Source organism: Methylomonas sp. MS20 (genome assembly GCF_050275925.1).
Classification (GTDB): Bacteria; Pseudomonadota; Gammaproteobacteria; order Methylococcales; family Methylomonadaceae; genus Methylomonas; species Methylomonas koyamae_A.
Genome location: NZ_CP189962.1, coordinates 3,947,969 through 3,960,713, shown reverse-complemented (window position 1 = coordinate 3,960,713; position 12,745 = coordinate 3,947,969). Strand labels below are relative to the sequence as shown.

The following is a 12,745-nucleotide window of genomic DNA, read 5'->3' as shown; positions in this document are numbered from 1 at the left end:
AAGCTATTGTTATATATTCACATATTATTTAAAAACTTCAATTTTCTAATACCTAAAAATGCAATCAATCCGGAGCCTATAAGCCAAATAGTCGGAGCAGTAGGAATCTCCGTTAAAAGAAATGCTCGTTCGAGCCCATTAAAAATACCCATTCCTACAATCTGACCTTTGTCATTAATTGCATTCGCATACCTAAGCTCAGTCCAGCCAGTTACATCACCAATCAGTAAGCTGTAAAGAAAATTCAATTTACCATCCTTGTAAACGAATGCTTCTGGAATACTATTTCCACTGATACCAACGACTTCATTTAGATTGTTAATATCATAAGCCATTGAAAATGGATAATTATGGCTATCAAAATCTGAGACCTGATTATTCTGAATTAAAAAACCTTGCCTAGGAGAGTAATAGTACTCTTGAGTACTTCCCGCAATACTTCCATCCTCATTTATAGATTTAGCTCTGCTATCATTGGCATTACTAACTAGGGAGCCAATTCCTGTCATTTTGCCATTTTCGAAAAGAAACGCTTCTGTACCTCTTTTGCTGTTTTGACTATATCCAACAACCTGACCACTATTATTGATACTTTCAGGATTTGTATAAACACCACCAAGGCTTCCTATGTCAGACATAACTCCGTTTTGGTATAGAAATCCTTTTGTCAAACTGCCATTACCAGTTCCAGACACACCAACAATTTGACCGTTATCATTTATATCGGTAGCATAACTGTAATCTAGCTTATTTGTGCCCAATCCAATCATTTGACCATTTTTGTATAGATAGGCTTCATAATTCGCCCCAGTAACATTTATGTTTTTTTGTCCAACGATCTCTCCATGATTATTGATGGCATTGGCGGTGTTATATGATTTTTCTTGTGGTGCAATATTTGTCATTACCCCGTTTTCATATAAGAACGAATAAGTAATACCGCCAATAGAACTATTTCCAACAATCTGTCCCTTTTCGTTTATGTCATAAGCCCAACTTGAGCCTTTTTCGTTATCTGATCCTAAAGTACCAAGATTTGTAATGGTGTAACTAGAAGCTTCTGAATCCACCACTATCAAACACAAAGCAAAAAAAACTAGTTCTTTAATAAGACTAACATCAGTCTTATACGCTGAAAATTTCATCTCTTTCTTTTCCAATTAATAAAATTAAAATGAGGCATTTCTTAACGGATTGATCATCAAAAATCATCAGCTTTACCCAAAATCTGTTTGCAGTGATAACTTCAATTTACTCGCCGAATACCGGACAGCCGATCGGGTTACATGATGCCTTAATTATTATAATTGGATAGCTACTCCGAGCGGCGGGTATTGGCCGTTGTGACTCGGCCATAAAGTCGATTTGCTTACCGAATACCTGCCATTCGGCTGATTCACCGTATACATGAACTCTTGAAATTGGATGGTATGGCTGACAGTCCAGTAATTGACTTCATTCAAAAGAGTTTTAGCTAATAGACTGTCACGGATTTTTGTTCAGTCTAGCCGCCAGATCAGTGATTCTGCGTTGTGATTGTTGGTTTTTCACAGCCATGGCTAACGCTTTGGGCTGAGCAATCACCACAACCAATTGCTTGCCACGCGTGACGCCGGTATACAGCAGATTACGTTCCAGCAGCATAAAATGCTGCATGGCCAACGGAATCACCACCACCGGATATTCCGAGCCTTGCGATTTGTGCACACTGGTGGCATAAGCCAACGTAATTTCGTCCAGATCACTGAATTCGTAGTCGACCTCCCGATCGTCGAATAAGATCTTGACCTGGCTGTCCTCAAGATCGATGGCTTTGATCACGCCAATGTCGCCATTGAAGACTTCCTTATCGTAGTTGTTGATCCGCTGAATGACCTTATCACCCGGCGCATAGGTATTACCGAAACGGGTAATCTTCGGTTCACTGTGTCCGTTTAAGCGTGCTTGCAATTCGACGTTCAACGACCGTGCGCCCAGGCCACCTCGATTCATGGGCGTCAAAATTTGCACGTCGTTGACCGGATGAAATTTGAAGCGCTGCGGAATTCGTTCGAGGACGACTTGCATCAATTTAGCGAAAATCTCCTCGGGTGTTTCGGCGTAGAGGCAATAAAAATCGCTAAGAGCTTCAGTCTTATCAACTACCGGCATCTGCCCGTGGTTAATCCGGTGAGCATTCGTGATGATTTTGGAAGTACTGGCCTGGCGGAAAATCTCGGTCAGACGCACGGTGGCAATTTGACCAGAATCAATGATGTCGGCCAGCACAGATCCGGGTCCGACCGAGGGTAATTGATCAACATCACCGACGATCAAGACCGCAGCCTCCGTCGGTATGGCCTTTAACAGCTGATTCATCAACACCACGTCCATCATCGACGACTCATCAATCACCAAGCAATCGAGGTCCAGCGGGTATTCGTCGTTATGCTTGAACGCGAACTGCGTCGGATCGAACTCCAGAAGACGATGAACGGTTTTTGCTTCCATGCCGGTCGATTCGGTCAGACGTTTTGCCGCTCGTCCCGTCGGCGCGCACAAACCGATCCGCACCCTTTTGGCTTTGAGAATCTTAAGCAGACTGTTGACCAGGGTGGTTTTGCCGACACCGGGGCCGCCAGTGATCACCGAGACTTTATGCTGGAGTACCAATCGTACGGCGGTAGCTTGCGACTGCGACAAGGTCATGCCAGTTTGCTCTTCCACCCAGGGAATGGCTTTATCCACGTCAATCACACCCCATGGCGCATCACCTTGATTTAATCTATTCAGGTTGGCTGCACAACCTATTTCAGCGCGGTGCAAAGGCGTCAGAAAAATGAATTCGTCGCTGCCGTCGATTTCGGCGATCAAATTGCCTTCGGTTAATTCTGCCGCGATCGCTTGGTCGATGATCGGCATTGGAATTTCCAGTAGTTTCGCCGCCATTTCGCACAGATTGCTCCGAATAGCTGCGCAATGGCCTTCGCCGGACCATTCCTGCAAGACATGCCTGACTCCTGCTTGGGCGCGTAGCAGCGATTGCGGGCCAATGCCCAGCTTCTGCGCCAGAGTATCGGCGGTTTTAAAGCCGATGCCGTGAATATCCAGTGCCAGGCGATAGGGATTTTCACGCACTTTCTCGATAGCCTGCTCGCCGTAGGTTTTATAAATTCGCACCGATCGCGAAGTACCGACACCATGCGATTGCAGAAAGACCATAATCTCCCGAATCACTTTCTGTTCCGCCCAGGCACTGGTCACACGCTCCTGGCGTTTCTTACCAATCCCCGGTAATTCCAACAGACGCTCGGGTGTTTGCTCAATCACATCGAACACCAGTTCGCCGAAGGCTTTGACCAGCTTCTTGGCAAAATGGGGACCGATGCCTTTGACCATGCCGGATCCCAGGTATTTTTCGATGCCATCCAACGTGGTTGGCGGCACGATTTTTAATGAAATGGTTTTGAATTGCTGGCCATGTTGGCGATCATTGACCCAGCAACCCAGGCATTCAATATATTCACCCGCAGTGACACTGGCGGCCGAACCGATCACGGTAATCAATTCCCGATAACCTTTGACCTTGACCCGCAACACGCAAAATCCCGTGGCCTCGCTATGGAATGTCACGCGCTCAATCGAACCGTGTAGTTTCTCAACAGGATTGTCGGCAGAATGTGACGGGCTGGGTTGGAAATCCATACTCAGTACGCTATCCCTTGCGTTTTTTCATCAAGTCATCGAGCGTCAGTCCGCAGTTGGGCGCGAAGGACAGCATAAAAAATCTGACCTCAGGCTGATCCATTGCTTCAATATCCCGTTCGAGTTGTTCGGCAGCCATTTCAAATTCAGCATTGCCGGCTTTCAATTCGGCCTGGCATTTCAGGTAGGCGGATATCTTGTCAGCCGCTTTGATGATTTTCTGATGGGCTTCAGACATTTGCTGGTGATCGATCAAAACCCGGAAATCGGGTTGTAATGCTTCAGGCAGTAGATTCAATAACTCTTGTTCCGCTTGCTGCTCGATTTGCTTGTAGGCACTGAGAATTGCTGACGAATGGTATTTGATGGGTGTGGGCATATCACCGGTAATGACTTCAGTGATGTCATGGTAAAGGGCTGCGGTTGCAACGGCATTGGCATCAACTTGACCTTCAAAATAGCGGTTTTTGATGAGCGCCAAGGTATGGGCAATGACAGCCACTTCCCAGCTGTGCTCCATGACATTTTCTTCATGGGCGTTGCGTTTTAGTCCCCAGCGTTTAATCCATCTCAAGCGGGAAAGGTAAGCATAAAAATTCGAACTAATCGATGGTGACATGAGGTTTAAAAATCCTAGGTTTGTTCAAAGCAGATTAAAACACTGCAGCGCAATAGCCTTAATCTTACTGCCGCTGAATCGTTATCCCCAAATTCTGTGGATAACATTGTTTAAAATATAGGGTTAGTTCATCTAACCCGCTGTTCTACTTAAAGGCTTATCAAATTGGGCAATAATTGGTCATCAATACACCGTGACGTTTTACAGTCACCAGTTACTGTGGCGGAAGCTGTCGCTCGGTTGTTACTGGTTCTGGAAGAGAAGGACCAGCTGACAATAGCGGCAATGGAACCGAACAACCTGATAGACCTGCATTTCGGGCTTGGACTGGCGATTCGAAATGCCTACGACCTTCATAATCCGGATAATCCGTTACTGATTGAATGTGACACGTCCCATCCTGATGATGCTGCACTTCTCATAATCCATGCTCTGTGGCAACGGCTACAGTAAACAACCACTTTACGGATTAACAGATTGCCTGCGTTACGCCTTACCTTTGGATTTTTTATCGTTCTATGCTGGAGCGGTGCGCATGCTCACCCCGGTAAGGTTAATACCGAAGGTTGCCATACCCATCGAAAGACGAGTGAATACCACTGCCATGAAGATCGCATCAAGGCAAAAGTGGAGCCGGTCGTGCCACCCAGTGAAACAGCGCAGCCAACTGCTCAAGTTCAAGCCAGTATGGAGTCGAAAGAGCTTCTTAAGCTTGATTACGAAGGATTCACCCTTTGGATTGATTGCAAAGAACGAGCCGCTATCCGATTTCGCTATACCGCCCAGCGAGACAATGGCAATGTAAAGCGCTACGATCATTTCGAGTTGGGGCCAGGTTCACCAGCAGCGTGCCAACAGTTCAGTAGCCAGGCCTACGGCAATGGCTATGACCGTGGTCACCAAGTGCCCGCAAATCATCTTGACGACTCGGTCAATGCGATCCATCAATCGAACTATATGGCGAACATCTTGCCTCAAACCTCGCAGATGAATCGAGGTGCCTGGTTGCTTACGGAGGAAATCATCGAGTGTTACCGAGATATTGATGATCTCTTAGTCCTAGGCGGCATAATCTGGGGTCAGGATACCAACAACGATATTTTTGCTTCCAGTCATGGCGTACGCACCCCCGACTACTTTTACAAAGTGATCGTACGGGGCACTGGCGCAGATGAACGGGCAATTGCCTGGGTAGTGCCGAATTCCACTGAGGCCACGAAACGCAATCTGGATCACTTTCTGGTATCGATTGACGAACTGGAAAAACTTACTGGAGACCAATTTCCAGTTGCGGATTATGCAAAACATGACAAGCCAGCCACCAGCTGGTTAATTCCATATGGCTGTAACAAAAGTTAATCCTGGCCTGGAGTGACCAGCTAGGCTGCTGGTCATGAGCACCCTATAAAATGCCATTAATAAGCAATCCTTGCCATGAGTTTTCCTTCGCTTTATCATTATAAAAATTCATCGAGATCGATTAATTATTCACTCAATATGGCATATGATCACCTGTCGACTGTCAACGATCCTTGGATCCAAACGCCTTAAAGTCGCCGATGTTTGTCACGCAACAGGCATTGCGCGGGCGACGGTAGATCGCTATTACTACGATCAGGTAAAAAGCTTTGATCGCGAGGTGCTTGCCAAGTTGTGTCGCTATTTGCAGGTAAAGCCGGGTGATCTACTGGTATTGGTCGACCAACAAGATCTATTTGAATCGTGGGAACAGCCCATTCAGCCCAGCGAACCGAAAATCAAGGGAGGCGTATGATTGAGCGCGAGGTGAAGGTTTTGCTTGATGCCAATGCGGTGAAGCAAGTCCAAGTTCATTATGCCGTGATGGCACAAGGTTACATGGTGGTCATCAACGGACAACCATTGGAAACGACCAAACGTGAAACCAAGGAATTTAAAACCTTGGACGCGGCAGCCAAACAATTATTCAAACTGGGGATTGCGGATTTTTCAGTCAAGCTAAAAACCTGTACTGGCTGAATAAACCGACATACCAATTTTTTGCTTCAAGGAATTCGAAGTGGGCGTAATCAGAAACTGCATTTTTGGCAAACAATGCGATAAAAAATGGGCCGAGTTGACTCAAACGGACAATCAGGACGTTCGCTATTGTTCAGCCTGTGAACAGAATGTTTACTTGTGCCAGGACGAATACACTTTAGCCGAGGCGATTCAAGAAAATCGTTGTGTTGCCGTTGATATTGATGAAAACGTGCGGCTTTTAGGTGAGCCATTGCCTCTCCCTTATTCCTAGGCTCAAGCCTCTCTGCCTCATGAACATAAACGAAATGGGATATTTGAAATTATGCGTGGGTGAACGCTTTGATCATGACATGCCCGCGGAAGGCATGAGCATAATCCTAGCCAATGGCACGCCTTTGCTGACGTTTAATTTTTCGGCATCCCCTCGAGAAATCCAAGCTTTTCTGAATGGGAATACTTCGTTTGCGTTATTCGCAAAAGCCGAACTCATTTTGTTTTTATTCAAAATCGAGGGTTTTCTGGATTGGTCAGATTTGGCGTTTACCATTCATCTAGCCGGTGATGAGACGATTGATGAGGGTGATGCTTATTTGCCCATTAATCTGGTCTTGGTGGATCCCGACAACAAAATTGTCAAAGGTCTACGCATAGTGACCGTTTCACCGGATTTCAGGTCAAGGCTGGCTGAGTTGATCCGAAAACAATCCGCAGAGCCATTCGATACGATGGCCTATTATCAAGCCATTGGCAGCCTGTACGATCAATATCCCTCTGCCAGTGATTTGCTCAAGCAGGCCGTGATCGTCGAACAGGGTGGCAAGACATTGCCAGCGCTGTGATGATCTAATCACCAACACCCACTTTTACAAATCACCGATTGGACATACACCTTAGAATGACAAAGTCTGAACTTATCGAACGCACCAGTCTTAAATTGCCACATTTGATGCAACGCGATATCGAATTAGCAATTAACGTAATAATTGATGCGATGATCCATCATCTGGCACGAGGCGAACGAATTGAAATTCGGGGATTTGGCGGATTTTCAGTCAATCAGCGAGCTGCCCGCATGGGGCGTAACCCTAAGACAGGCGAACAAGTGAATTTGCCCATTCGGTATACCTCGCACTTTAAGCCGGGGCTGAATTTACGTGAGCGTGTTGAACAGTCGAGAACCGCGTTTCCCATCACGGATGATTAGACAAAACACCTTCCGTCATGCCTAAAGGCAATCAGGGTAATTTGCAGTTAAAGGCATATTACCCACTGACTGGATTGCTTTCGCTCCGTTTTTTTTAAAAAAAATCTTCACTCGTACAATAAAAGTCGTATTTGACTTTTATTGTACGCAACTCGCCCTAAATCCTGCTCACAATAATGGCCATCCCAACCGGAGGTCATTATGGAACCCGTTGCCATCCCCCAATCGATCGACGATCCGATCCACATTTTATTGTGGAGCGCGGACGAGATCGTACCCTTCATGGTCAGCATGCTGACCGGCATGTTGATCGATCAATTCATTCCGGGCTTAGCGCTCGGGTTGATTGCGGTCAAGTTTTACCGGCGTTTTCGCGATAATCGGCCTGACGGCTATACCTTGCATGCGCTGTATTGGCTGGGCCTGTTGCCCAGTCGCGCGCAGACCATACCCAATCCCTACATCCGCCGGTTCCTGCCATGAGATGGTCGGATTTTCTGCAAACCTGGGACGGCCACGAAACCGAAAATCGGTTTAGCCGCGTCGTCATCATTGGTTTGTTAGTCATTTGCGTGATTACCTCGCTGGCTGCCTGGCGAACCGAACGTAGCATCATTCTGGTGCCGCCGAGCTTGACGCAGGAAGTCGAAGTCACACGCAGTCAGGCATCCAGCGAGTTCAAAGAGTCCTGGGGATTGTTCCTGGCCGAATTGCTTGGCAACACCACGCCAGCCAATGCCGACTTTCTGAAAACCGCAGTCGAGCCGTTATTGGCGCCGGATATTTACCGCAGTGTCCTGGATGCCATGAGCGATCAAATCAAGGCCATCAAGATGGACCGGGTCGCGATCAGTTTTACGCCGCGTCATGTCGATTACGAAGCCGAGAGCAACAAAGTCTTCGTCAGCGGCGAACTGAAAAGCCAGGGCCCCAGTTCCAAACCGGACGTGAAGCTCCGTACCTACGAATTCATCATCGCCATTAAAAACTATCGGCCCCGGCTGGAATACATCGACGTGTATCCGGATTCCCCCAGAACACTAGCCCATTTGAAAGCCACCCAAGGCCAACCGCATAAGGCTCAACCATGAAACGATTGTTGCACCCCTGGTTATTGTTTTGCTTCGCCAATGGCGCTTGGGCCGCCGATGATTTACCGGTGACGGTGTTGCCACCGGTCACCACCGTAGCCGAAGAGTCGTCCGCATCGCCATCACAGCCCGTTGCCACGTCTCAGCCGGATTTAGGCATCGAGTTACCCCCGGTCGATGCCAGTGTCTTGAAAGCCGCCAAACAGCAAGCGGCAGCGTCAAACGCAGTCTCAGCCACATCCATCGGCCCACAGCATATTTCGGTTAAACCCGGCATCAACGAACTGATGCCGATTGCCGTCGGCCACTTGAATCGGCTGGTCACACCGTTCGAACATCCGGTGGTCACGACCACCAGCCAGGCCACCACCAGCACCAAAGGCAAAATCGTCTATGTCGCCACCGCCGACGAAACGCCGGTGACCTTATACATCACCCCTGGTGACAATCAGGATATTGCCTTGTCGCTCACATTGATCCCCAAACGGATTCCTGCGCGGGAAATTCACCTTGATCTGGATAAAGACAGCTACCAACTACTGAACCAATGGCAACGTTCGGATGCCGGTAATCGAAATTCTGGCCAACAGGAACAAGCCTACATCAGCCAGCTAAAAACCTTGTTCCGGGATTTGGGTTTGCAAAAGACCCCGCCTGGTTATTCCCTGCGCGAACCCAAGCCGCAAGAACAGATTCACTGCCTGCAAGACCGGGTGCAGATCAAAACCGGTCAAGTTCTGGAAGGTCAGGACAGGCTGATCTTGGTGGGACTTGCCAAGAATACTGGCGGCGACATGCTCGAGTTCGACGAACGTAGTTGTGCCACGACGCAACAGGACGTACTGGCCGTTTCAGTTTGGCCCAACGTGGTGTTGAAGCCGCAGGAAGCCACCGAATTGTATGTCGTGGTCCGACAATCGCCAGAGGGGTCAGTCAGTTTGCGTCCTTCATTATTGAGCGGAGGGCAACGGTAATGGCGGTCGTCGATACCTGGTGGACACGCTTGAGTCCGGCAGCCAAACGCAATCTGGCCGTCGGCAGCATCGGTACCGTGCTGTTGGCGGTCATCATCGCGTTAGCCACTGTCACCCCGGACGTCAGTAAACCGTTGAGCAAACAGGCGACCATCCAACATATATTGACCGATAGCGATCCACGTTCACTGGGCATCGACGGCATTTCCGCGCAATTGCGCGATCTGCTACAGAAAAACGACGAACAAGCCCGCCGACTAGCTGCGATCGAAGAACAACAAAAGCGCGAACGGCTATCCGACGAAATTCGTTTCAAACAATGGACCACCGCTGAGCGCGAAGCCTATGAAGCCAAATTGCAAGCTGTCACCGGTGAAGTCGAGTCGTTGAAGAACAAAGCGGTCACACCCGCAGTCACCGGTAACCCAGGCGATGCCAGTCAAAACGCACTGGAGCCATCGAAACAAGGAAGACTGTCAACTCTCCGTCCAAACAGTGCGCCCTTCGATAACAGCCAAGACGATCTCAACCGCGTCTTCGAGCAAGCGGCTATTCCTGGACCGACACCGGGCAATACCGGCGTCTCGGGAGGACGAGCCAATAGCCAGGCGCCGGCGGTGATGCAGATTCGCGTCATCCAGGAGGGCGCTAAGCACTCCAACGGTAAAGATAAAGACGCCGCGCAGACCACAGCTCACGGCCAGTCTCAGCCAGGCCACGCAAACAGCGACGTCTTCATCCCGGCCGGCAGCATTTTAACTGGCGTATTGCTGAATGGTCTGGATGCCCCGACTGGCCGCAAAGCCAAGAAAGAACCGATGCCAGTGCTGTTCCGGATCAAGAAAGAAGCCATCTTGCCCAACCGTTTCCATGCCGATGTCCGCGAGTGCTTTTTGTTGGCCGCCGGCTTTGGCGATTTGAGCGCTGAGCGCGCCTATTTTCGCGGCGAGACCTTTTCCTGCGTGCGCCAGGACGGTGGCGTGATCGAAGTGCCGATGAATGCCTACGCCACCGGCGAAGACGGCAAAAACGGGGTGCGTGGTCGCGTGGTCTCCAAACAAGGTGCGTTACTCGCCCAGTCCATGATGGCCGGTTTCCTGCGCGGCTTTTCTGATGCCTTCGGTCGTAACCAGATTCCGGTGCTGATGACCGGCGGCATCGGTGCGCTATCTGGTACCACACCGTTTCAAAGCGCCTTTTCCTCGCAGTCGATGGAAGGCGGTGCTTTGCGAGGCGCAGGTTTTGCCATGGAACGGCTGTCGCACTTTTACATGGACATGGCCGAAGAGATTTACCCGGTCATCGAAGTCGATGCCACCCGCCAGGTTAATTTCATCGTGCAAAAAGGCGCGGCATTGAAGCTGAAAACCCCAAGCTGATTCCTTAATCCCAACCCAAAGGTCGTTATGACATTCCGCCACATACCTTTATTACTGGCCACGCTATTCATTACATCGATTGCTCTGGCCGCGAATCCAGCAAAACCAGCGGTCTCGGATATTGCTGCAGGCTTGCTATCGATCAAGATCGACGGCATGCAGGACTTACCGATCTCAGGCCTGAAGATGGTCAAGTCCGGCGAGCAGACGGTGTTTATATCCAGTAACGGTCGCTTTGCCTTTTACGGCGGCAAATTGATGGACATCTGGACTCAACAGGAGATCAAGGAACTGGCGGATATCGACAAAATCGCCAACCGCATCGACCTGTCGCGGATGAAACTCAAAGCCGACGATCTGGGCCCGGTGACCGTCGGCAATGGAAAAGCCCAAGTACTGGTATTCATCGATCCGCGCTGCCCGTATTGCGGTAAGGTCATGAAAGACCTTCAAGCCTTGCAGGACCAGTACACCTTCAAACTGGTGATGGTCCCCATCCTCGGCCCCGAATCGCAAAACATCGTCGTGCAACTGGCCTGTCAGCTGGGCGCGAGCGATGCCAAAACCAAAGACGCCGTGCGCGACCGCTTGTTGAAACAGGATTTCGCCGGCTTGCCGACCGATCAGCCCGTTCAGTGCAACAAAGAGCCACTGCAAAAAGCCATCGTCACTGCCAAGTTATTCGATTTGAAGGGTGTGCCGTTTCTGATTGCGCCTGACGGACGCACCCACAGTGGCGCGCCGGAATCGTTAGCCGATTGGTTAGCGGACAAACCGAAACCGTCACCCAGTCTGGCAACGACACCTGATACGCAAAGCAAAAACGCCACGGAGAAAAAACAATGAAAGTTATTTACTCCCTTTTCCGTTACGGCATCAATGTCTTGCTGATTACTATCGCCACCGGTTGCGCCACCACCGATTACGGCTGCAAAGGTATGCCTGACGAACCCAGCTGTCTGTCGACGACACAGGCTTATCAAGTCACTAATACGGCGATAACCGAAGCGCCTCCGGAAAATAACCCCAGTTGGGAGACAACCTCAACACCGGCAATCGTTCCGCCGTTACAGCAACCCATGCCCAAGATCGAAGATCCCACCCCGATACGCACACCCTCGCAGGTCATGCGCATCTGGATCGCACCTTGGGAAGATGCCGATGGCGATTTGATGGTGTCCAACTATGTCTACACCGAACTGGAACCTCGGCGTTGGATGATCGGCAAGGCGGCTTCGACAGCCAGTTCTTCGTTGATCCCGCTGCAAGTCGAACAACGTCCACCGGAGAGACGCGCCAATGTCGATACCGGGGACGACGAGCGTCCAGTCAATGGATTGAGCAAATCATTGCCTTGATGGGGCAACCCATTTAACCGCAGGTCCCACACACCCTGCGAGACTGAGCGGGCAACCGCTTAAAAACCTGCCGGACTAACCGTCCGAGATTCGACGGGCAACCGTCTTTTAACTTGAATGAGGATATTTTTGATGAAAACGTCATATCGAAGCGGGGTCTTGATGGCCCTGGCATCGTTATTGTTTATGTTGATGGCCAATGATGCCATGGCCGGTACCGCCGGTACCGAGTTCAGTACCATCTGGACTTTACTGACCGGCTGGGTGGAAGGCTTGCTCGGCCGCATTATCGCTATCGTGTTTGTCATCGTTGGCTTAGTCGCCGGTGTCGTGCGCGGTAGCATCATGGGCTTTGTATTGGGCATTGCCAGTGGTGTCGGCCTGTTTGCGGCGCCAACCATTATCACCAACATCGTGACCGCCACAATTTAGGCC

At 49.7% G+C, this 12,745-nt stretch carries 17 protein-coding genes; 14 read left to right on the top strand and 3 right to left on the bottom strand.

Features of this window, described 5'->3' with window-relative positions; translation table 11 throughout:
* Positions 1 to 17: 17 nt before the first annotated feature.
* The 3 genes from ACQE3D_RS17640 to yfbR all read right to left on the bottom strand — a co-directional run bounded on the left by ACQE3D_RS17640 (position 18) and on the right by yfbR (position 4,303).
* A complete protein-coding gene (locus ACQE3D_RS17640) occupies positions 18 to 1,145 on the bottom strand; it encodes a DUF3466 family protein (protein WP_427551106.1) in 1,128 nt (375 codons plus the stop codon).
* Between the two features lie 340 nt (positions 1,146 to 1,485).
* The gene (recD2, locus tag ACQE3D_RS17635) at positions 1,486 to 3,684 is read right to left on the bottom strand and encodes an SF1B family DNA helicase RecD2 (RefSeq protein WP_427551103.1); all 2,199 of its coding nucleotides are present in this window, start codon (positions 3,682 to 3,684) and stop codon (positions 1,486 to 1,488) included.
* A 10-nt stretch (positions 3,685 to 3,694) separates the two neighbouring features.
* Positions 3,695 to 4,303: a 5'-deoxynucleotidase gene (gene yfbR / locus ACQE3D_RS17630; RefSeq protein ID WP_427551102.1), complete on the bottom strand. Its 609-nt coding sequence runs from the start codon at positions 4,301 to 4,303 to the stop codon at positions 3,695 to 3,697.
* A gap of 219 nt (positions 4,304 to 4,522) precedes the next feature.
* Between yfbR and ACQE3D_RS17625 the strand changes: the two genes are divergently transcribed.
* From ACQE3D_RS17625 to traA, 14 genes are all read left to right on the top strand, one after another.
* Positions 4,523 to 4,756: a DUF6794 domain-containing protein gene (locus ACQE3D_RS17625; RefSeq protein WP_427551100.1), complete on the top strand. Its 234-nt coding sequence runs from the start codon at positions 4,523 to 4,525 to the stop codon at positions 4,754 to 4,756.
* Positions 4,757 to 4,780: 24 nt separating this feature from the next.
* Complete coding sequence (locus tag ACQE3D_RS17620; protein WP_427551099.1) at positions 4,781 to 5,662, top strand: DNA/RNA non-specific endonuclease; 882 nt, start codon at positions 4,781 to 4,783, stop codon at positions 5,660 to 5,662.
* A gap of 145 nt (positions 5,663 to 5,807) precedes the next feature.
* Positions 5,808 to 6,077: a helix-turn-helix domain-containing protein gene (locus ACQE3D_RS17615; RefSeq protein ID WP_026600320.1), complete on the top strand. Its 270-nt coding sequence runs from the start codon at positions 5,808 to 5,810 to the stop codon at positions 6,075 to 6,077.
* Positions 6,074 to 6,301 (top strand): hypothetical protein, encoded by a 228-nt coding sequence (locus ACQE3D_RS17610; RefSeq protein WP_054758235.1) that lies wholly within the window; start codon positions 6,074 to 6,076, stop codon positions 6,299 to 6,301. The genes ACQE3D_RS17615 and ACQE3D_RS17610 overlap by 4 nt, the downstream gene beginning before the upstream one ends.
* Before the next feature lie 40 nt (positions 6,302 to 6,341).
* A complete protein-coding gene (locus ACQE3D_RS17605; RefSeq protein WP_427551096.1) occupies positions 6,342 to 6,575 on the top strand; it encodes a hypothetical protein in 234 nt (77 codons plus the stop codon).
* A 19-nt stretch (positions 6,576 to 6,594) separates the two neighbouring features.
* Complete coding sequence (locus tag ACQE3D_RS17600) at positions 6,595 to 7,143, top strand: hypothetical protein (protein ID WP_427551095.1); 549 nt, start codon at positions 6,595 to 6,597, stop codon at positions 7,141 to 7,143.
* A 56-nt stretch (positions 7,144 to 7,199) separates the two neighbouring features.
* On the top strand, positions 7,200 to 7,508 hold the full coding sequence (locus tag ACQE3D_RS17595) for an integration host factor subunit beta (protein WP_427551094.1): 309 nt from the start codon (positions 7,200 to 7,202) through the stop codon (positions 7,506 to 7,508).
* A gap of 201 nt (positions 7,509 to 7,709) precedes the next feature.
* Positions 7,710 to 7,991 carry a type IV conjugative transfer system protein TraL gene (traL, locus tag ACQE3D_RS17590; protein ID WP_033155943.1) on the top strand — a complete coding sequence of 94 codons (282 nt, stop codon included), beginning with the start codon at positions 7,710 to 7,712 and terminating at the stop codon, positions 7,989 to 7,991.
* Positions 7,988 to 8,599 (top strand): TraE/TraK family type IV conjugative transfer system protein, encoded by a 612-nt coding sequence (locus ACQE3D_RS17585; RefSeq protein ID WP_427551092.1) that lies wholly within the window; start codon positions 7,988 to 7,990, stop codon positions 8,597 to 8,599. Before traL ends, ACQE3D_RS17585 begins: the two co-directional genes overlap by 4 nt.
* A complete protein-coding gene (locus ACQE3D_RS17580; RefSeq protein ID WP_171694448.1) occupies positions 8,596 to 9,573 on the top strand; it encodes a TraK domain-containing protein in 978 nt (325 codons plus the stop codon). The genes ACQE3D_RS17585 and ACQE3D_RS17580 overlap by 4 nt, the downstream gene beginning before the upstream one ends.
* A complete protein-coding gene (locus ACQE3D_RS17575) occupies positions 9,573 to 10,952 on the top strand; it encodes a TraB/VirB10 family protein (RefSeq protein ID WP_427551090.1) in 1,380 nt (459 codons plus the stop codon). The genes ACQE3D_RS17580 and ACQE3D_RS17575 overlap by 1 nt, the downstream gene beginning before the upstream one ends.
* Positions 10,953 to 10,979: 27 nt before the next feature.
* On the top strand, positions 10,980 to 11,798 hold the full coding sequence (locus ACQE3D_RS17570; RefSeq protein WP_427551088.1) for a DsbC family protein: 819 nt from the start codon (positions 10,980 to 10,982) through the stop codon (positions 11,796 to 11,798).
* Positions 11,795 to 12,310, top strand: a complete 516-nt coding sequence (locus tag ACQE3D_RS17565; protein ID WP_427551087.1) for a TraV family lipoprotein — start codon at positions 11,795 to 11,797, stop codon at positions 12,308 to 12,310. The genes ACQE3D_RS17570 and ACQE3D_RS17565 overlap by 4 nt, the downstream gene beginning before the upstream one ends.
* 132 nt (positions 12,311 to 12,442) lie before the next feature.
* Entirely contained in the window at positions 12,443 to 12,742 is a 300-nt protein-coding gene (gene traA, locus ACQE3D_RS17560) for a TraA family conjugative transfer protein (protein ID WP_427551085.1), read from the top strand.
* Positions 12,743 to 12,745 lie beyond the last annotated feature (3 nt).

Excerpts from the sequence above, each read along its gene's own strand:
- ACQE3D_RS17640 (WP_427551106.1), bottom strand. The coding sequence starts at position 1,145 with ATGAAATTTTCAGCGTATAAGACTGATGTTAGTCTTATTAAAGAACTA.
- recD2 (WP_427551103.1), bottom strand. The coding sequence starts at position 3,684 with ATGGATTTCCAACCCAGCCCGTCACATTCTGCCGACAATCCTGTTGAG.
- yfbR (WP_427551102.1), bottom strand. The coding sequence starts at position 4,303 with ATGTCACCATCGATTAGTTCGAATTTTTATGCTTACCTTTCCCGCTTG.
- ACQE3D_RS17615 (WP_026600320.1), top strand. The coding sequence starts at position 5,808 with ATGATCACCTGTCGACTGTCAACGATCCTTGGATCCAAACGCCTTAAA.
- ACQE3D_RS17610 (WP_054758235.1), top strand. The coding sequence starts at position 6,074 with ATGATTGAGCGCGAGGTGAAGGTTTTGCTTGATGCCAATGCGGTGAAG.
- ACQE3D_RS17600 (WP_427551095.1), top strand. The coding sequence starts at position 6,595 with ATGAACATAAACGAAATGGGATATTTGAAATTATGCGTGGGTGAACGC.
- ACQE3D_RS17595 (WP_427551094.1), top strand. The coding sequence starts at position 7,200 with ATGACAAAGTCTGAACTTATCGAACGCACCAGTCTTAAATTGCCACAT.
- traL (WP_033155943.1), top strand. The coding sequence starts at position 7,710 with ATGGAACCCGTTGCCATCCCCCAATCGATCGACGATCCGATCCACATT.
- ACQE3D_RS17585 (WP_427551092.1), top strand. The coding sequence starts at position 7,988 with ATGAGATGGTCGGATTTTCTGCAAACCTGGGACGGCCACGAAACCGAA.
- ACQE3D_RS17580 (WP_171694448.1), top strand. The coding sequence starts at position 8,596 with ATGAAACGATTGTTGCACCCCTGGTTATTGTTTTGCTTCGCCAATGGC.
- ACQE3D_RS17575 (WP_427551090.1), top strand. The coding sequence starts at position 9,573 with ATGGCGGTCGTCGATACCTGGTGGACACGCTTGAGTCCGGCAGCCAAA.
- ACQE3D_RS17570 (WP_427551088.1), top strand. The coding sequence starts at position 10,980 with ATGACATTCCGCCACATACCTTTATTACTGGCCACGCTATTCATTACA.
- ACQE3D_RS17565 (WP_427551087.1), top strand. The coding sequence starts at position 11,795 with ATGAAAGTTATTTACTCCCTTTTCCGTTACGGCATCAATGTCTTGCTG.
- traA (WP_427551085.1), top strand. The coding sequence starts at position 12,443 with ATGAAAACGTCATATCGAAGCGGGGTCTTGATGGCCCTGGCATCGTTA.